This is a genomic window from Lysinibacillus sp. GJ-1 (assembly GCF_021166035.1).
GTDB classification, from domain to species: Bacteria; Bacillota; Bacilli; order Bacillales_A; family Planococcaceae; genus Lysinibacillus; species Lysinibacillus sphaericus.
Window position 1 is genome coordinate 1,312,904 of the sequence record NZ_CP088912.1, and the last position, 19,619, is coordinate 1,332,522.

A 19,619-nucleotide genomic window follows, 5' to 3' on the forward strand; every position below is an offset into this window, starting at 1 on the left:
TGGCTATTTTGTGCATGTGTCTGGGATGTTTTTTGACAAAGACGAGTTGATGCCATTTGCTTTGACCGTCTCTGGTAATCTTAAACAGATTGCATTGGCTTTCGCACCAACTTCACTTACAGAGAAAGCCAATTTTCTTCGACCGATTACGATTGGGCGAATTGCATTTTCGGCTGGACGATTATCGATTTCAATCTAATCGTCAAATAGAAAAGCCCTTTAACCCTTGTACACGATTTAATTTGAATCTGCTGCTTTTGCGAGCACGTTTTTCCAAAAAAGATAAGTCCTTTACCCCTTTCAAGAATTTCTCCACAATGGGCTTCGATTATTTTTGACGAACTTTTCAACGTTTTACTGGTGAAAGATGTTTAAATTGACATTCTAAGCGATTCAATTGATTACAATAATCGAAGGCCATATTCCCTCGTTACGATCGAATTTCAGGCAATCATGTCACAAATCTGTCTAACAGTTAGCGAATGTGACATTTTAGGAAGTCACCTTAGGTAGAATACCATCACAAATTTCGGGTATACACCTAAGTGTAAAAACGAATAACCACTTATATGACTGGGAATTTTGATACTCAAATATATTTACGAATAATTACATATGTTGATTAACTTATTTTCACCTTTAAAATCTGATGAATGGAGTGATTCTATAGCTAATCTATTAAGAAAATTTAAGAATTAATATAGGGTAAGTGGAATATTTTAACAATATTATTTTTTTATAAACAAAAAAGAAACATTACAGCGATTAATACCCAATTTAATACATTTAAGAAGCTTTTTGTAACACTTAAGATTTACAATACTAAATTATTAAATAATTTAGTAATATAAAAAGAGGAGGGGGGAGTATATGGAGGCTTTATTAAAGCTTGAAAATATCATTACGAAGGCTCTGATTCAGGAAAACCACAATGAGATAGAAAAGGAGAAAATTAGATTCGGTATACAACTAATTGTAAATGATATTTGGAAAATACTGTTTATTTATATAGTGGCATTCATTTTGAATTGCTTTATGGCCACACTAATAACACATATTACATTTATTGTATTACGACAAGTATCTTTTGGTTTTCATTTTCAAAGTAGCATTATTTGCTTAGTTGCAAGTATAGTTTCTTTGCCAATCGGTTTATACATAATCGATAGCAACCATATAAATGCTGACCATTTTATATTTTTAATTGGTATATTATCGACTCTTTTTTTACTATTAATAGCTCCTGTTGGAACTACAAAAAGACCCGTTTTTAATCAAAATCACCGAAACTATTTAAGAAAACAATTGTTCATTAGATTATCAATTCTATGGACTATTATTTTCGTTTTAAAAGGCGATTATCAATTATTTATTTTGTATGCAATAAATTTATTAGCAATATCAGTATTAATTCAAAAAATATTTGGAGGAAGTAATTATGAAAATTAGAAAACAATTATTAAATAAGGTATCGAACTTGGTTATTTTATTCGCAACTTCTGCGACTACATATGCATGTAACTTAGTTTTTCACGAAGTAAAAATACCAGAAAGTTTAAAAAAAGAAAGTAAATTTTAATTAAGTATTGGAGGATACTCAAATAGAAAGTAATTTCTTAATATTAGTAATTATTGAATTTTTTATTATAACGGGTTCTATATATTACTTACAGAATTTAAAATTTAATTTGGTTACTATAAGTTCAACTGTATTAATTTGGATATTAGCAGCAACAGCATTTTTATACGTTGAGTCTTGGAAAGTGATCTCTTTTCTTTTTATAACTATATTTATTTTTTTAAGCTTTAAATCCAATTTTTTAAAAATATGTATTGATTTAACTACTATCATTTTTATTGGAATTCTGTCTGAGTCATTATCACAAATTATGTTAGGATCTAGTAAATCGACTAATTCTCAGCTCATTTTATTTAGTTTAATTTATGTATCTTTGTTCAGCCTATTAAATCTCATTATACACAAATTGAAGAAAGATATTAGCATCATTGATTTTCCTTTAATAACCAAAATAATCTTTGTATTGCTTTTCAGTGTAACTGTCATTGTACTATACTTAAATATTTTTATTCCTTCAACATATGAAGAAATGCAGCTGACTAAAATTAATTTAACCATACAGCTTGTATATTTAGTTCTAATCTCTACATTAATTATGTTTCTAATAAAAATTATAAAAAAAGAGAATGCTCTTAAATATAAGCAACTGCAACAGTCTCAATACAATCAATATTTAATTTCTTTAGAAGCTGTTAATCAAGATATACAAAAATTCCAGCATGATTATATGAATATTTTATTGACTATGGATGGATATATTTCACAAGGGGATATAGAAGGTTTGAAAACCTACTTTAACAAAAAAATCCTAAAAGTAGAGAGCGATACTTTATTAAAAAATCAATTTATGAAGAATATTAGTAACTTAGCTATTATTGAATTAAAGGGTCTGCTTTTAACAAAATTATTATTAATACTAGAAAAAAATATAAAATTTCATATTGAACTCCCGCAAAAAATCAGTAGTATTCCTATCGATATAATTGATTTTTCGAGAATTTTAGGGATATTAATCGATAACGCAATTGAAGCAAATGAAGAATCTAAGAACGGAGTAATAAATCTTGCTATATTAAAAACAGCGAATGAATCAATACTCTTTGTAATCGAAAACTCATTTGAAGATACTCTAGACATTAATCAAATTTTCAATAAAAACTATTCAACGAAAAAAGGAAATAATCGTGGAAATGGTCTTGCAAATGTTACTGAAATTATTAAAAAATATCCAAATGTTCTATTAAATACTCGAATTGAGAATCAAATATTTATTCAAGAATTAGAATTAAACTATAGGAAGTGATATTTTGAGAGTTATTATATGTGAAGACGACATTTCACAACGGCAATTTATTTTAAATGAGATTGTTCAATATGCTAACTTTCATTTACCCGGCACTGAGGTTGTTTTATGTGCTTCAAGTGGTGCCGAAGTATTAAGTTATATAAATCAATATCCAGCCGATTGTTACTTTTTAGATATTGATTTAGAAGGCATTATGTGTGGATTAGAATTGGCAAGCTTAATTAGAGAAAAGGATTCATTAGCAAATATTATTTTTGTTACAATGTTTGCTGATAAGCTAAGGTTAACTTTTAAATATAAAATTGCTGCGATGGATTATATTGTAAAAGATCCTGATAAAGAAATTTTTCAAGAAAACCTAACACTTGCTTTAAATACTGCATACCAACGATATGTTTCTATTGGTCAACAAAGTGATAGAGTTAATATGTTACAGATAAAGGTTGGAGAAAACATTAAAAATATTAAATACGCAAATATTTATTACTTAGAAACAGCAACAGTGGCTCATAAGCTGAGATTACATACCAAAGATGGAACATACGAATTTTATGGGAAACTCAAAGACTATGAAAAATTAGATAGCAGATTCCGACGTTGTCATAATAGTTATTTAATAAATATAGATTACATGATAGAGTTTTCTCCTAAAGAAAGAATGCTTACCATGAGTAATGGACATAAATGTTTGGTTTCATTTCGTTACACAAAAAATATCACACGTGTTAATTAAATAAATTCATCCAGTTTTTATTAGCATAATTTACGATAAATGCCAGTTCATCTTTAAGCCCTATCTGCCACTCGATTGACGAGGTAGCACAGACCAGATAATTAAAGCCCAAAAAAGTTGGCTAAACAGAGGCTTCCCCTCCTGGGGACGTCTAAAAAAACAGTAGCAAACCATTGATACAATTGGATTTGAGAGAAACTAGGTCTTCGGTCACTGATTCAGAATCCCTTTTTTATTACCTTGAAAATTACGTAAATATTGTACCGAAATTATCTTCCAATTCAATTGTATGGAGGATTTTTTTATGACCAATAAGACAGGATTATTTGATGTAGACTTTTCACTGTCAACCAAAGAGCTTACTACTCAAGGGGGATATGCTATGTTAAGAAACTTGTCTGCTTTTGATAAAATGTGGTTCCTCACCTTTAATAAACCATTATATTTTTAATTTATGGAAAGTACAGTTGTCCTGAAAATACTTGAAAGATAGTAAGTATAACAAGAACCATTTATGATATAATCCCTATGATTTACAAAATTGGAGGATTGGTGAATTTTGAAAAGAAAAAGGTTGGTACTCTTATTTTCCATGCTTGCATTACTAGTTTTATCGGCTTGCAGTGATTCAAGCGATGTTGATTCAAGTGATATTGATTCATATGAAGATACAAATGACACAGGTAACACGAGTTCACCTTATACGGAAGATGAACTAATAAATGACCCTTTAGCTCCGTCCACGAATCCGAATGATTACAATTCAAACGGTGAATATGTCCCTGAAAATGGTCCTAGCGACAATCCTGCTGATTATAATGTAGATGGAGAATACAAGCCAATAGAAGATATGACGGAGGAAGAAAAGAGAGCAGAACTTGAAAGATTCTTTAATGGCGAATAGGACTAGTTATTAGGAAATTTTCTTCTACAAAACAGAGTGTTCAAAATGTGCATGTCTGAGGGGTATTTCAAGGTTACAGAATGGCTTGATAGCGTTCCTATGAAGCCAAATGGAAGCAAAGAAGCGAGATAATTAAGTGTTTATCTCGTTTTTTAATTTGAGATTATTCTCGGCATAAGATTTATAACAGTATTAAATTGTATCATGTAAAGTACAAAGTTATCTATGGAGTTGTAGGAACGTCTGTGAACCTCCTGTGAGTGTGAAAGTTCATTCATTCTTTGATTGTATCTATGGATGCTTCCTAAGCTGGTTGAGAGCAGAGTGTAGCAATAGGATTTCAAGTTCCTAACTTTTCACTCCTAACTTTTCGGTAGTGAGATTATCTTGCAGTTAAGAACATACTTGTAATTCAGTAATAACTCCATTACAATCGATATTAACATTGAATAAATTAGTGTTCATTACTTATAAACTATTGATACTTATACTTTTTACGCTAATTCCCTCATATAGCTTATTTCTTAGGTATGGCGCCAGTCGTTTGCGATTCATTGTACACAATGATTGTTGCAGGCATTTTACCATTTAATATCGTGAAAGGTGTGTTATTAACGGCGATTATGGCATTGTTATTCACAACGATGCGCAAATGGATCAACCAACAACGCACAATGTATTTATCGAAATAATTCATTTCACCTCGAACATATTTATGTTCGAGGTTTTTTATATAGAGCCAATAGCATACTGGGAAATTTAGGAACTGTCTAGTCTAATTTACTATTTTAATGTACAATTAATAAGAGATTAGTTAGTTTTGAGGAGATTGAAGAGATGAGTGAGAATAAAGGACAGTGGTCCAGTAAATTAGGGTTTATTTTAGCATCAGCGGGTGCGGCAATTGGGCTAGGGGCTATTTGGAAGTTACCCTATGTCACAGGGCAAAGTGGTGGAGGCGCATTTTTCCTAATTTTTGTGCTTTTTACATTATTGATTGGCCTACCGATGTTATTATCCGAGTATATTTTAGGGCGGGGTACGCAATCGGAAGCTGTCACTGCCTATAAAAAAATTGTGCCAACGAAACCAGCTTGGGCTTGGATTGGACGTATGGGTGTACTGGGATGTTTTCTGTTATTAACCTTTTACAGTGTTGTAGGAGGATGGATTTTTATTTACAACGGCCTTGGTGTATCAGGTGCAGTTATTGATTCTTCAGTTAATCCAGGCGATTTATTTGGAAAGATTATTAGCACACCGTGGATTACATTACTAGGTTTAGCGTTATTTACACTAACCAATGTACTTGTTATTTCGCTAGGTGTACAAAATGGTATTGAAAAAGCAAATAAGTGGATGATGCCATTATTATTTGTGATGTTTATCATTCTTGTTATTCGTGCATTAACTTTAGATGGGGCAATGGAAGGTGTGAAATTCTTCTTATGGCCTGATTTTTCTAATATAACAGGTAAAGCGTTACTAGAGGCGCTAGGGCAGTCATTCTTTGGTTTGGCAGTAGGGTTCTCTTGTTTGGTTACATATAGTTCGTATTTGAAAAAAGATGTTAGTTTACCAAACTCAGCAGGTTCCGTTGTTATCTTGACGGTACTTGTGTCGTTATTAGCAGGACTAGCTATTTTCCCAGTTGTATTTGCCTTTGATTTGGAACCACAAGCTAGGCCTGGCTTATTATTTATGGTGCTGCCGACAGCATTTAGTCAAATGCCTTTTGGGGAAGTGTTTTTAGCCCTGTTTTTATTACTATTTTTATTTGCGACATTAACTTCGTCGTTTAGTTTATATGAAATCATCGTGGCAGCATTTATTGAAAAATGGCATATTTCGCGTTCAATCTTAACGTTATTACTTGGAGTCATTGTTTTTGTTGCGGCAATTCCATCGGCATTATCGTCAAGTTTATTAGCGGATGTTTCCATATTTGGCAAGTCAATCTTTGATGCTACTGATTATTTAGTGTCTAATTTAATGCTACCATTGGGCAATTTGTTAATCGCCACTTTTATTGCCTATGTAGTAGATAAAGACTTTGTGAAAAAAGAATTGCTAATGGGAAGTCAAGTGGGGCAAGGGTTTTATAACACGTATCGGCTACTTATGTTAGTGGTCGTCCCAATTGTAATTATCGTTGTTTTATTAAATATGCTTCTACAAAAATAATTGTAAAGCAGCTTAGAGATGGTTCTTGTATTGTACAGGAACCATCTTTTTTTCGATTAAGCACCAAGTGGTAGTGAAAAAAATACCTGCCATTAAAGCACTCTTTGCAAGTGTTTTAACTACAGGTACTATGTTTTTGGCACTTCAAGACATTAAGATGAGCTAACTTTTATCAAATTTATTGAAGCGGCGAGTACAATTCCACCATCGCAAGTACGGAAGTCTGGACCGATATTTCTTAATTGAATTGTTCCATTATCTGGGATAAATACAATTGTTCCTCCAGTAATTGGTACGCATTCATATCTATCGACTTCTGTATTTAATGCTCCGTATCTCGTTTGGATTGGATTCACTTCGGCATTATTAACAAAGAGAGCTGTAATGATTGTAACGTTACCTGTCCCGAATGGGGAGAAGTTTCCATTCACATGATAATCAATATAGTACGCCCCTCCTTGGGACACTCTGATAGTCACTGTATCGGGGTCTAAAGTGATACCGGCTGTTTCCCCCATACCGTTCCAAGGCATAGCTTGATTGTTAGCAAGCGTGATAAAATTTGTTTGAAAAAAGTTCCCGTATGTGGAAGGTGATACTGCTGGCGTTTGTGTGTTTGGAGTGATGTGACAAATATCGATGGCTTTAATAACAGGCAAACTAGATTGGCAACGTTCGCATGAACAATTTTTTGGACAACGATTCAAAGACTGTACCTCCTAATACATTTTTCTACTAGTTTATTTAATTTATCTTTTTTTGCCTGTGTGTGCATTTAACTCATTTCTCTATAGCCTTAGACAAAAAAGAGCAGACAAATATATGTCTGCTCCTCTAATCATGTATGTTGCTCCGCTATTAAAACTATTGTCAGAATTGTTTGCGTGCCTGTCACCATTTAATATTCACTTAGTGCGAGTTCGCCTAACCATTTTTCTTCTTTAATGAACTGCTTCGCTTGGAGTTCACTTTTGGCAATAGGGAAAACTTTATCGCATTGTGAGATGACAAATAATTTACGAATAAAATCATCTGTCACAATAATCGCTATTTTCTTATCAAGCGTTGTGACTTTCTTTGCAAAATTGATAATCATACCAAAACCAGTACTATCAATATTCGTCACCTTTTGCATATCGATAATATAGCCGTGTTTTGTGTCAAAACTAATCGCGTGAAGCTCCTCTTTTAAATCCCCAATCAATCCATATTCTAATTTACCAGTAAAGGCGATTAAAATATAATCAGCCTTAGTATCAATATTAATCATATTTTTCTGATTCATAAATTACGCCTCCTTATATGTTTAAAGTTAGATTGTAAATTTATTTACTTCGTTTTGTAAGTTAGTCGAAATTTCGGCTAATTCCTCTGAGTTTTGTGAGATTTCCGCAACGGTTGCGTGCTGTTCTTCGGAAGTTGCTGCAATTTCTTCGGTCGCTGCTGCAGAATCTTCAATAATACGTGAGATATCATGTATAGCTTGTTGGACATCTAATGAATTGTCATTGACATGGGTGAATGCTGATTTCATTTCCTTCACACCTTGCTCTGTTTCCACAACTTGTTCGACAATCTCTTGTAAAGCATTGCCTCCTTTACTAATGATGTGTACCTGCTCTTCGACAGCGAGTAAATTACTTTCCATTGTCCGAACGGTTACAGCGGTTTCGGCTTGTATATCTTTAATTAAACTCGTAATTTGCCCAGAAGCTAAACTTGATTGTTCGGCTAGCTGGCGTACTTCCGAAGCTACTACGGCGAAACCTTTTCCTTGCTCACCCGCTCGAGCTGCTTCAATAGCGGCGTTTAATGCCAATAAATTTGTTTGTTCCGCAATCCCTGTAATAACAGTTATAATACCGCCGATTTCTTCGGAACGTTTGCCTAGTTTTTGAATAGAATCGGTAGCGTAGGAAACTGTTTGCGTGACAGAGTTTAAATGTTTTATGGCTTCGTTAATCGCATCCTCTCCTTTTCGTGCGATGTGGGTTGATTGAATGGCTCTCTCTAAAGTAGCTTCTGCCTTTTGTAAGCTATTGGCTACTTCATCATTCGTTTTTTGCATCATTTTCACAATATGCTCCGCCTGATCGGATTGCGTGCTAGTGCCGCTTGCAATATCATTCATTGTTAATGCCACTTGGTTTGAGGCTTCGCTAGTTTGGCGAGAAGATTCTGCTAAAACTAGCGAAGAACTAGCGATTTGATTGGCGCTATTGGCGACAACGTTGATTGTTTCGGTTATACGGGTCTTCATCGCATTGAAAGCTTGTGCTAAATTAGCAATTTCATCTTGTCCTTTAGGATTTAATATTTTCACATTTAAATTTAAATCTGCTAGTTCTTTGGCATTGGCGCTTAATTGATTGATGGGCGCAATAATTTGGCGTTGTAGAAACCAACTGATGATGACAAACATTAAGATGGAAACAATTAATAAAACGACAACATTTTTAATAACGCTTTCCATAGCGGTATTGTTATAGGTCTCTAGCGGTATGCCTGTTGCCCACATCCCAATAACCTCCCCTTGTTTGTTTAAAATAGGGTCGGTGGAGACTTCATACATACTTCCCAACACATCGGCTGAACCAGTATAGCGCTCTTTTTGCTCTAACACGGCAGCGATTATCTCCTTAGGAGCTTTTGTATTGATTGGTCTGTTGCCATTCTCCACTATATTTGTACTAACTCGAGTATCAAATTGGAAAATCGTGACGGCATTTCCATCTGTGAGATCTCCTAGTTTGTCGACAATATCAAAGTTACCAACAATCTTAACATCCCCTTTATACAATTCATTGTCTTGGATGTTCCAATCCCCAGGGATTTTAGCATCTAAATATTCATAACCTAATTGGATATCCGATAGTAGTTTCGTATTGAAGGCCTCTAAAAGATTATTTTTAGCATCGGTATAATCAACAATCGTTATTACCGTAATCATAAGTAAAATGCAAGTAATGAGTAGTAAGTTGATTTTTTTGCGGATTGTCCATTTCATAAAAAGTCCCTCCTAATCTCAGATGTACCTATCCATGAATTTTCTTAGAAACACCGACTAAAAATTTTGTTTTCGATATATGTTTGAACCAAATAGAATCCACCATTTGTTTGACAAAAAATAACCCGCGACCTCGATCTGTATAATTATGTTCGTTAAGATCAAATTGCAAAGCCTTTTCCAAATTATTTTCGGTAATTCCTTGTGCTTCATCGATAACGGTTAACTTAATTTCCTCGTCGTTGTGTGTTACTTGCACTTGAATTGTGTTGTGGGAGAGGGGATGTAATGATTTTTCCGTTGCTTCAACTGCATTAATAACTAATTCGTGTAAGACAAAACGTAATTCTCTACTAAAAGGTACATTATAAAGCGTTGTATAATTTTCCATTGTCTTATCTATAAAATGAACTGCTTGCATATTCGCTTGAACTCGCAGTGTAAATTCCAATACCAATCACCTATCTTGTACTTGAAATAACAATTACATTTTCGCTAGCATTTCAGTAAAAAATGTAAGCAAATAAAATAGGTCATCGCCATTATAGTGAGAAAATAATAAATGGAAGTGCCTGAATCCATTAAGGGAAAGGCTTTTAGCGCATAAAAAATGTTTCTTTTCATACAAAAGCTGTCATTATCGTCATAAATATACCTTGTTAGGCTCTGTGTAACCTTCTAAACGCTAGATTATGTAGCTAACGATTTAATCACAATCCGTAATGTTTAACAAGTTCGTTATTTAACGGTAGTGTGTATTCACAAGTAGAGAACGAGTTTACTCGCAACGTATAGTTTTAAATATTGCTGTTATCACCCTCGTAGTACATGTCACACCTATAGCAGTGAAAAATACTAGGAAGTCTATGTATTTTAGTTGGTGACCATGCATTGTTAAGAAAATTTTGGCGATGACTAATCTTTTACTTGGAGCTTGCGAAGTTGGGCTTTAACTTGGTAGTTTAAGACCGTTTAAAGGGAGTATAGAACTAGATGGAATTAAAGGTCTTTATCCACCAACGTCATAATTATAAAAGGTACTTTCGAATTATACAATTACTTTAATAGACAATGGTAAATATCCATTTATTGAATAGTTCAAAGTATCCAATAAACTCTATAAAAATAAATTCGCTTTTAATGTACCAGCAAAATATAAAAAAAGCAAGACTAATGTTCTATATAAAATATATTTTAATTAATATTTAAGTTTTATTTTTTGCTCAAACATTGATACTTATAGACTATTTCACTAGCCTTTTATTTAGGGTGGACAATGAAAGGGCAACAAGTAGGCTTCTATACATCTAAAAAGAAGATAAGAATATTCTAAAAATTCTATGTAATAAAACCTTACATGCCCATTGCGCTCACTAGTTGTTTTAGTGTAATTTAAAAGCAGTTCTAAAAAACGGATGTTAAGAAAAATGACAAATTGGAGTGGTGAAGAATGAAACATCATACTAGAGATGATATTATCCGCATGGTGAAAGAGGAAAATGTGAAATTTATTCGCCTACAATTTACTGATATATTGGGCTCAATCAAGAATGTAGAAATACCAGTTAGTCAGTTAGCTAAGGCATTAGACAATAAAGTGATGTTTGATGGTTCCTCAATTGAAGGATTTGTTCGTATTGAGGAATCCGATATGTATTTACGCCCGGATCTTGATACATTCGTAATCTTCCCGTGGACGGCTGAAAGAGGCAAGGTAGCACGCTTTATATGTGATATTGCACGGCCAGACGGTACAGCATTTGAGGGCGATCCACGCTCTAACTTGAAGCGCGTCTTAAAAGAAATGGAAGAATTGGGCTTTACTTCGTTTAACCTAGGACCAGAACCGGAATTTTTCTTATTTAAACTAGATGAAAAAGGCCATCCAACACTGGAATTAAATGATAGCGGTGGGTATTTCGATTTAGCGCCGACGGATTTAGGTGAAAACTGTCGACGGGATATTGTGCTGGAGCTAGAGGGCATGGGTTTTGAAATTGAAGCGTCCCATCATGAAGTGGCACCGGGTCAGCATGAAATTGACTTTAAATATGCCAGTGCCATTGAAGCATGTGATAACATTCAAACGTTTAAACTAGTTGTTAAAACGGTAGCAGCTCAACACGGCTTGCATGCAACTTTTATGCCGAAACCTTTATTTGGAGTGAATGGTTCAGGAATGCACTTTAATCTGTCATTATTTGAAGGAGAAAATAATGCCTTCTATGATGAACATGCAGAATTGCAATTAAGTCAAACGGCACGTAGTTTTATGGCAGGGATTATGAAGCATGTGCACGGCTTTACAGCAGTAACGAATCCATTAGTCAATTCCTACAAACGTTTAGTGCCTGGCTATGAGGCGCCATGTTACGTAGCTTGGTCAGCACAAAATCGCTCACCGCTTATTCGTATCCCTGCGGCGCGAGGACTTTCCACACGTATTGAATTGCGTTCTGTTGATCCAGCAGCCAACCCATACTTAGCAATGGCAGTTATTTTAGCCTCTGGGCTCGATGGGATTCGCAAAGGCTTAACACCACCAGACGCTGTGGACCGAAATATTTATAAAATGAATCGTGTAGAACGTGAAATGAATGGCATCGATAGTTTACCATCTTCATTAGAATATGCACTGATAGAACTAGAAATGGACCATACCGTTCGTGACGCACTAGGCATTCATATTTTTGAAAAGTTCACTGCAGCGAAAGAAATTGAATGGAACAAATACCGCACACGCATCCACGACTGGGAACGCGATGAATATTTGACGATGTACTAACAAAGAAGTGTTGGGGCTGTAAGGCTCCGACACTTCTTTGTTTTTTTGCCCACATGGGTTTGTTTTGCTGTTATAGTTTCTAAAAATTGTTTCCATGTCACTTAATAATAGTAGCTCTCCTTTTAGAACTAAAAAACAATTATTTTTTGTAGTTCATTTGAAATTTATAATGTTAAGAGAAAAATATCCTATAATCCTGCTTTGGGAAATGTTTATATTACAAAGTGGATTATTTTGGTAATATTAATGTTGAGTAAATATTGTCCTGTGGGAGGAATTCTAAAATGTTTAAAGCTGTATTATTTGATTTAGATGGAACTTTATTGAATCGTGATAAATCGATTGAGCTTTTTATAAACCAGCAATATGAAAGATTATTTGAGTTACTATCTCATATTTCAAAAGAGCAGTATATTTCAAGATTTATTGAATTAGACAATAGTGGATATATTTGGAAGTATGAAGTATACCAACAACTGATTGATGAATTTAATATATCTTCAGTAACATGCGAAGTATTTCTACAAGATTATTTAAAAGAATTCAAAAATCATTGTGTAGGATTTCCTCATATTCATGAAATGTTGGAGGAGCTGAAAAATAATAAAATCGCTTTAGGCATGATTACAAATGGGTTCGGTCAGTTCCAAATGGAAAATATTAAAGCTTTGAACATTGATCAATATTTTGACGTAATATTAGTATCTGAATGGGAAGGAATGAAGAAACCTAATCCTCAAATCTTTATAAATGCATTAGAAAAATTAAACGTAGAACCTTCAGAAAGTGTATTTATTGGTGACCATCCAGAAAATGATGTGAAAGCTGCTCAAAACGTTGGAATGAAGGGGATTTGGAAAAGAGATAATCAATGGACTGATATAGAAGCAGATGCAATAATTGATGATTATTTAAAACTTCCTGAGATTTTAAAAAAATTGGATTTTTAGCATACATTTGGGGATTTTCCATATTTAATAGGGACAGAAAACCCCTAATGCGTCCACGACTGGGAACGCGATGAATATTTGACGATGTACTAGAAAAGAAGTGTTGGGGCTGTAGCGCTCCGACACTTCTTTGTATTTTTGCCCACATGGGTTTGTTTTGCTGTCCACAAATTGCCCAGTGTAGAGGCGATTTGTTATCACGCAATAATATAAGAGTTAATTCATGGTCTATTTATTATACCAGAGGATTTATCCAGTATGTATTTAAATTGGATATATAAATCCTTATCTGGAAAAAATAAATATTGGAGATACCATTAATTTTGATTGGTTTAATGTAATGTTCCTATCTTGAAAACCTTATACTTATCACAAAATTTTTGATCGTAACTTGTTATACAATTAAAAGCATGTTGAACACTAAATCTACATACCAAGTGCGGTGGAACAAATATCACCATGTAAAAACTCTTCTGGTCAAATGGTATGTCCTTGAAATCGATTTAATTCTTACTGAACATACTCTTTTGAATAAGGTAATAGAGAAAGTAAAACTATTTTAGATAATAGACACTCTCAATTAAGGGTGTTTTTTCATTGGAAGAGGCGAGAATAATGTTGAAATTTGAATTAAAAAAGTAATTTTATGAAAATAGTAATAGAATTGTAATTCAAATACATGTATATTTATGGATAGGAGGGATATATTTATGAAAAAATTTTTTAAATTTGGTTGTGGTGGTATTGTTGCTTTATTCGTATTATTAATCATTATCGGTGCATTACTTGGTGATGATAGTAAAAAAGTAACTGAAAAAGAAAAAGAGCCTGTTTCAGCCACAACTAAAGACGATGGTAAAAAAGAGGAATCTACTAATGAAAATAAAAAAGTTAGTATTGGTCAAGAACTTACTGTAGGTAAAGTGACATTTAAAGCTAATTCTATAGGTGAAACTAATGAGATTAGTGCTGCAGGTGGTTATATGAATTATAAACCTGAAGCAGAAGGTGCTGTTTTCTTAAATGTAAACGTAACTGTGAGAAATGATGGAACAGAATCAATTAATACAGATTCAAGTTTCTTTAAACTAATTGCATCTAATGGGGCAGAATACTCACCATCATCCATTATTGTTGCAGATGATAAATATTTTTTATATGAAGGTATAAATCCAGGTCTTGCATTAACAGGAAATGTTTTATTTGAAGTTCCAGCAGGTTTAACTGGACTTGATTTACAAGTTCAAACTGGTTTTTGGGGAACAGAAACAGGTATAATAAATTTAAATTAACTTATTAAGTCACTCATTTGGGTGGCTTTTTATTTTTAAAAAAAGAGTGCATTCATGGCGACTACCCTAACAGCAATTCAAATACAAAATCGTTTGAGTCAACCGTGCGAGCAGTGAATAATGATGTTTTATGATGGTTAACCAGATGGATGCAATGGTTGTCGCTGTTTTCACTAAAGCTCCCCGTAACATGAATAAAAGATGTTTATTTTCAGTAATTTCCTTCTTGGCTATTTTCAATAATGGTTTTAATAAACGTATCTTTCTTCTTTGTATATGTTGGTCTATCGAACTTATATTTAGAAGCATGTTCTTTTTTTTATGAAGCATACTCTTTAGCTATATGGAGGGGTAATCTAAGATAATCTCGAAACAATAATTTTTCAATCCACTCACTGCTGTTAATTTCACAAATATGCAAATGACAAGTACCCTGTCCCCATAATCCTTTCCTAAAAAAACATCTATATATAAACTCAGGTTTATGAACATATTCAAAATCGATTTCACTAAGAGGGGTAATAAAGCTGGATACTTCATCTAAATCTTCGACACCCACAATAATATCGATTATTGGTTTCGCTTCCAATCCCTTTATAGAAGTGCTTCCTATATGTTCAATGCCAACAATTCTATCACCTAATAACATCAACAATTCTTTTTTCACATATTCAAATTCGATAAACTTAAGTGAAAACTTCGTTAGATGAAAATGGCTTTTAAGTTGATAACGACAATCTTTAAGAAAGTCGAGTTCTTATGTAAGGAGAGGTGAAAATTATATAGACAATAATTCCAAAACAAAGTTTTAAGTTAAGTAACCCAAGAGCTAATCAATCCAGAAAAAAATATATAGAGAAGAATGCACATAAAATAAAATTTTTACTGGCAATGCTGGTAGGCTATTATTAGCAGTTGCATTGTACATACTAGTAAAATAAGGGGATATAGGAGGGGTAAAAGTTGAAGATTAAAAGAATGGATCATATAGGGATAATTGTCAATGACCTCTCTGCCGCTAAAGCGTTTTTTCTCGATTTTGGACTTGAAGTGAAAGGGGAATGGGAAATGGCAGGAGAGTTGATGGGATATGCAGCTGGGCTTTCTGACGCAAAAGTAGCGTGTGTGGGATTGGGCATGCCGGACGGTCAGACTTGGATAGAACTAATAAAATTTTATTCCCCGTTAGCTAAAGGGGATTTTCAGCTACCCTGTGCTAATACTTTGGGTATCCGACATATCGCATTTGCTGTTGAAAATATTGAAGCGATTGTTGCCAAACTAAAAAAGAACGGTAAGGAAATCTTTAGTGAGATACAGCAATACGAAGAACGCTATAAGCTTTGCTACGTGCGAGGTCCAGAGGGCATTATTTTGGAGTTAGCTGAAGAAATCAAAAAGTAATGGTGGGCTATATGACGCTACACGAAAGGATGATTACTTGATGACGAATGCTGTAGTTACTAAAGCTAAGAGCATTTTAGAAGGAATTGAGGTAAATTTGGAGATAACTAAAAATTGGAGCAATGAAATTCAAAGGCATGAACAGACAGGGTCATAACCTGCTTTGTGCGTGTCTTTTTTTAATTCTACTGATAGGTTTGGTCATAACTGTGAAGAATAGCCACGGGAATTTTTTTGGAAAAAGTTGCACAAATTTTAATTTTGTATATAATGTGTATATAGTATATATACATTATAATGAATTTGGAGTGCTAAGTGAGCTATAGAGAGGAGATTAAATGATAGGAACTGATAAAGTATATAACAATCAACTTGGAAAACGATGGGTGCTTACCATTGGTGCCTTTTTGATTGTTCAATTGATTTTTATCGCTATTGATGGCACTTTACTGGAGCCAAATATCAACGATAGTGGCAACTTATTTGCCAGAATTGCAAGATGGATACTCGATTTGAAGCTCTTTACTAAATGGATTGCTCTTTATTCCTTTCCATTTTTTAATTTGGTCACAACAGTTCACGTGATTGCCATTCTCATTCAAGCAATACATGACATCATACAAAGAGGTTTTGAAAATAGGAAGAAGAGGGATTAGCATGCAAATAATTATTTCCAATAGTTCAAAGGAGCCGATTTATGAACAAATTACAAATCAAATGAAATCGTCTATTTTAGCTGGGGAGCTACAAGAGGGTGCAGCCATACCTTCGATGCGCAAACTCGCACAGGATTTACAAATTAGTGTGATCACGACTAAACGTGCTTATGAGGAATTAGAGAAAGCAGGCTTTATCTATTCTATTGTTGGAAAGGGTTCTTTTGTCGCAGAGCAAAATCTTGAAGTAATTAGAGAGAAAAAACAGAAGGTCATTGAGGAGCAGTTGAGTGCCGTTATAACGAATAGTAAAGAAATTGGCCTGTCACTCGATGAATTGCATCAATTATTGGATATTTTGTCTGAGGAGTGAGATAAGTGGAAAATGTAATTGAGTTAAAAAACGTAACAAAACATTTTAAAGGTTTTTCAGTGAAAAATATTGATTTACAAGTAAAGCAAGGGTTTGTAACAGGATTTATAGGGGCAAATGGGGCTGGTAAATCGACAACGATAAAGATGATGATGAATTTATTAAAGGCAGATGCAGGGGAAGTGAAGGTTTTTGGCTTAGACTACAAGACCCATGAGAAGGCAATCAAGGAACGCATTGGGTTTGTATATGATGGCAATGTATTTTTTGAAGGGCTCAACTTAAAAGATATCAAGCGTATTGTTGCACCAGCTTATAAAAACTGGGATGATACATTATTTTATCAATATGTGGAACAATTCGAATTACCGATGAATAAAGCAGTGAAAACTTTCTCAAAAGGAATGCAAATGAAGGCTTCGTTGGCGATAGCGTTATCACATCATGCCGAGCTAATACTAATGGATGAGCCAACTGCAGGTTTAGATCCAATTTTTAGACGAGAACTGTTGAATCTCTTACAAGAGTTAATGATTGATGAGAATCGTACTATTTTCTTTTCCACGCATATTACCACAGACTTAAATCGAATTGCAGATTATATAGCTTTTATACAAAAAGGACAATTAGTGTTTAATAAGTCCATTCATGATGTTACAGAAAACTATGCTATTGTGAAAGGAAGAGTGGATCTGCTGGATCGAGATACAGAACAAGCCTTTGTACACATTCATCGTGCATCTACAGGTTTTGAAGCATTAACGGATAATATTAGCGCAGTGAAAAATATTTTCGGGGAGTCCGTTATCATTGACCCAGCATCATTGGAAGATATTATGTATTACATGAAAGGGAGAGGAAGCTATGTTTAATTTAATCAGGCGCGATGTAATCATGCAAAAAAAGCTACTCTTAACGTTTATTCCTTTTATAGCATTCTTTATTTTTATGGATTCGCATCCTGCTCTTATCTTTTTAGTAGCTAGTATTTTTATTCCTTTTAATGCTTATGCTTACGATGAAAAAGCAGAAACGAATATTTTATTAAATTCTTTACCATACACACGCAAGGAAATTATTGCTTCACGCTATCTTGGAGCATTAGTTTATATGATTTTATCCATTGCTGTGACAAGCTTAGCATTAATGGTCTTTAATAAAACGTTTTCACTAACGGATATCGCAATTTCTGTAGGGTTATTTATATTATTTGTTTCCCTTACTTTGCCAATGTTTTATATATTTAAACCAGGTTATATCACAATGGTTATCATGTTTAGTTTCATCCTTTTAGCAGGTATAGGACCGTCTATTGTGATCTTTTTAGCTGAACATTTAACAGCCATAACGGATTTTATTATCCACTTATCCATTACAACAATTTATATAGCTGCAACAGTGGTGATTTTGCTAGTATTTTTACTTTCGTGGGGTATTACTACAGCAATTTACCAACGAAAAGCATTTTAATTGATGTCCTGCTTCGTTCACCGATTTCAGCATGGCAAATTATACAACATAAAGGGGAATTAGCTTTGTACTATTATGTAATTGATGCTTTTACAGAGACAAAGTTTGGCGGAAATCCGGCAGGCGTAGTGATTTATGAACAATTAAACGAAGAATTTATGCAAAAGTTTGCTGCAGAGGTTCGTTTTTCAGAAACAGCCTTTATTAAAAAAATAGACAATAATCATTTTGATATAAAATTTTTCACACCAACTTCCCAAGTAGCACTGTGTGGCCATGCTACAATAGCCTCCTTTAAAGCGCTATTGGACTGTCAAACGATTGAAGATAACCATACTTACTATATGAAAACACTGGCGGGCACACTGGCTGTTGAAGTGAATCAATCATTTGTCATGATGGAGCAAGCTGAACCAAGACTTGGGAAAATCTTTGATGATTATGATAAGCTGTCTACTCTTTTTAATATGGATAAAGAGCAGATTGGCGATAATCACTTTAAACTAGTGCCTCAAGCTGTAAGCACTGGGCTTTGGGATATGATGCTTCCAATCAAAACAAAAGATGCATTATACGCGTTAAACCCTGATTTTAATGCCCTTACACAATATGCCAAACGCCATAATATAGGAGGCGTTCATGCATTTACACTGGACACAGACAAGGGAATAGCAGAGAGTAGAAACTTTTGCCCGCTCTATGGGATTGATGAAGAAGCAGCAACAGGGACTTCCAATGGTGCGTTAACGTATTATCTTTTTCATAATCACGTGTTAACGAAATTTAATGAAGAATTCACGTTTTTGCAAGGCTATAGCATGGGCAGACCTTCTACCATTATCACTAAATTAATACATAACAATGATCCAAGAGTGATGGTGGGAGGAAATGCCATAATCTTGACAAAAGGCGAATTATACTAGACAACACTACAAAAAAACTCCTCGGTCTGGTAGAAGTTTGGAAATTAGCAAGG

The 19,619-nt window shown here is 34.0% G+C and carries 22 protein-coding genes and 1 pseudogene; 17 read left to right on the forward strand and 6 right to left on the reverse strand.

Annotated features, from left to right (window positions below):
* Positions 1-3: 3 nt before the first annotated feature.
* A pseudogene (locus tag LO754_RS23855) lies at positions 4-409 on the reverse strand (IS66 family transposase); the annotation flags it as partial.
* Positions 410-870: 461 nt separating this feature from the next.
* Here LO754_RS23855 and LO754_RS06055 point away from each other — a divergent pair.
* From LO754_RS06055 to LO754_RS06090, 8 genes are all read left to right on the forward strand, one after another.
* Positions 871-1,449: an accessory gene regulator ArgB-like protein gene (locus LO754_RS06055; RefSeq protein WP_108029609.1), complete on the forward strand. Its 579-nt coding sequence runs from the start codon at positions 871-873 to the stop codon at positions 1,447-1,449.
* A complete protein-coding gene (locus LO754_RS06060; RefSeq protein WP_080653286.1) occupies positions 1,439-1,579 on the forward strand; it encodes a cyclic lactone autoinducer peptide in 141 nt (46 codons plus the stop codon). The genes LO754_RS06055 and LO754_RS06060 overlap by 11 nt, the downstream gene beginning before the upstream one ends.
* Positions 1,580-1,688: 109 nt before the next feature.
* Positions 1,689-2,882 carry a GHKL domain-containing protein gene (locus LO754_RS06065; protein WP_231785785.1) on the forward strand — a complete coding sequence of 398 codons (1,194 nt, stop codon included), beginning with the start codon at positions 1,689-1,691 and terminating at the stop codon, positions 2,880-2,882.
* A 4-nt stretch (positions 2,883-2,886) separates the two neighbouring features.
* Positions 2,887-3,618 carry a LytR/AlgR family response regulator transcription factor gene (locus LO754_RS06070; protein ID WP_024361477.1) on the forward strand — a complete coding sequence of 244 codons (732 nt, stop codon included), beginning with the start codon at positions 2,887-2,889 and terminating at the stop codon, positions 3,616-3,618.
* 304 nt (positions 3,619-3,922) lie between these two features.
* On the forward strand, positions 3,923-4,069 hold the full coding sequence (locus LO754_RS06075; RefSeq protein WP_231785786.1) for a hypothetical protein: 147 nt from the start codon (positions 3,923-3,925) through the stop codon (positions 4,067-4,069).
* 108 nt (positions 4,070-4,177) lie between these two features.
* Positions 4,178-4,522, forward strand: a complete 345-nt coding sequence (locus LO754_RS06080) for a synembryn (protein ID WP_229388931.1) — start codon at positions 4,178-4,180, stop codon at positions 4,520-4,522.
* A gap of 530 nt (positions 4,523-5,052) precedes the next feature.
* A complete protein-coding gene (locus LO754_RS06085; protein ID WP_229388933.1) occupies positions 5,053-5,214 on the forward strand; it encodes a hypothetical protein in 162 nt (53 codons plus the stop codon).
* Positions 5,215-5,359: 145 nt separating this feature from the next.
* Entirely contained in the window at positions 5,360-6,706 is a 1,347-nt protein-coding gene (locus LO754_RS06090; RefSeq protein WP_231785787.1) for a sodium-dependent transporter, read from the forward strand.
* 152 nt (positions 6,707-6,858) lie between these two features.
* Here the strand turns inward: LO754_RS06090 and LO754_RS06095 are convergent, their stop codons facing one another.
* The 4 genes from LO754_RS06095 to LO754_RS06110 form a co-directional block, all read right to left on the reverse strand.
* Complete coding sequence (locus LO754_RS06095) at positions 6,859-7,413, reverse strand: hypothetical protein (protein WP_229388937.1); 555 nt, start codon at positions 7,411-7,413, stop codon at positions 6,859-6,861.
* A 191-nt stretch (positions 7,414-7,604) separates the two neighbouring features.
* Positions 7,605-7,991 (reverse strand): STAS domain-containing protein, encoded by a 387-nt coding sequence (locus tag LO754_RS06100; protein ID WP_231785788.1) that lies wholly within the window; start codon positions 7,989-7,991, stop codon positions 7,605-7,607.
* A gap of 27 nt (positions 7,992-8,018) precedes the next feature.
* A complete protein-coding gene (locus LO754_RS06105; RefSeq protein ID WP_231785789.1) occupies positions 8,019-9,713 on the reverse strand; it encodes a methyl-accepting chemotaxis protein in 1,695 nt (564 codons plus the stop codon).
* Between the two features lie 28 nt (positions 9,714-9,741).
* Positions 9,742-10,164: an ATP-binding protein gene (locus LO754_RS06110; RefSeq protein ID WP_024361471.1), complete on the reverse strand. Its 423-nt coding sequence runs from the start codon at positions 10,162-10,164 to the stop codon at positions 9,742-9,744.
* Between the two features lie 999 nt (positions 10,165-11,163).
* Between LO754_RS06110 and LO754_RS06115 the strand changes: the two genes are divergently transcribed.
* From LO754_RS06115 to LO754_RS06125, 3 genes are all read left to right on the forward strand, one after another.
* The gene (locus LO754_RS06115) at positions 11,164-12,498 is read left to right on the forward strand and encodes a glutamine synthetase family protein (RefSeq protein WP_231785790.1); all 1,335 of its coding nucleotides are present in this window, start codon (positions 11,164-11,166) and stop codon (positions 12,496-12,498) included.
* A 284-nt stretch (positions 12,499-12,782) separates the two neighbouring features.
* Positions 12,783-13,448: an HAD family hydrolase gene (locus tag LO754_RS06120; RefSeq protein ID WP_231785791.1), complete on the forward strand. Its 666-nt coding sequence runs from the start codon at positions 12,783-12,785 to the stop codon at positions 13,446-13,448.
* Positions 13,449-14,158: 710 nt separating this feature from the next.
* Positions 14,159-14,740: a DUF4352 domain-containing protein gene (locus LO754_RS06125; protein WP_167492670.1), complete on the forward strand. Its 582-nt coding sequence runs from the start codon at positions 14,159-14,161 to the stop codon at positions 14,738-14,740.
* Between the two features lie 319 nt (positions 14,741-15,059).
* Here the strand turns inward: LO754_RS06125 and LO754_RS06130 are convergent, their stop codons facing one another.
* Positions 15,060-15,407, reverse strand: coding sequence for a GrpB family protein (locus LO754_RS06130; protein WP_255702616.1), 348 nt, complete (start codon positions 15,405-15,407; stop codon positions 15,060-15,062).
* A 296-nt stretch (positions 15,408-15,703) separates the two neighbouring features.
* Between LO754_RS06130 and LO754_RS06135 the strand changes: the two genes are divergently transcribed.
* The 6 genes from LO754_RS06135 (at position 15,704) to LO754_RS06160 (ending at position 19,566) form a co-directional block, all read left to right on the forward strand.
* Positions 15,704-16,144, forward strand: a complete 441-nt coding sequence (locus LO754_RS06135) for a VOC family protein (RefSeq protein WP_108029617.1) — start codon at positions 15,704-15,706, stop codon at positions 16,142-16,144.
* A gap of 338 nt (positions 16,145-16,482) precedes the next feature.
* A complete protein-coding gene (locus LO754_RS06140; protein WP_231785793.1) occupies positions 16,483-16,800 on the forward strand; it encodes a YfzA family protein in 318 nt (105 codons plus the stop codon).
* Between the two features lies 1 nt (position 16,801).
* Entirely contained in the window at positions 16,802-17,173 is a 372-nt protein-coding gene (locus LO754_RS06145) for a GntR family transcriptional regulator (protein WP_024361465.1), read from the forward strand.
* 5 nt (positions 17,174-17,178) lie between these two features.
* A complete protein-coding gene (locus tag LO754_RS06150; RefSeq protein ID WP_024361464.1) occupies positions 17,179-18,045 on the forward strand; it encodes an ABC transporter ATP-binding protein in 867 nt (288 codons plus the stop codon).
* Entirely contained in the window at positions 18,038-18,643 is a 606-nt protein-coding gene (locus LO754_RS06155; protein WP_229388945.1) for an ABC-2 transporter permease, read from the forward strand. Before LO754_RS06150 ends, LO754_RS06155 begins: the two co-directional genes overlap by 8 nt.
* Before the next feature lie 65 nt (positions 18,644-18,708).
* Positions 18,709-19,566, forward strand: coding sequence for a PhzF family phenazine biosynthesis protein (locus LO754_RS06160; RefSeq protein ID WP_231785794.1), 858 nt, complete (start codon positions 18,709-18,711; stop codon positions 19,564-19,566).
* Positions 19,567-19,619 lie beyond the last annotated feature (53 nt).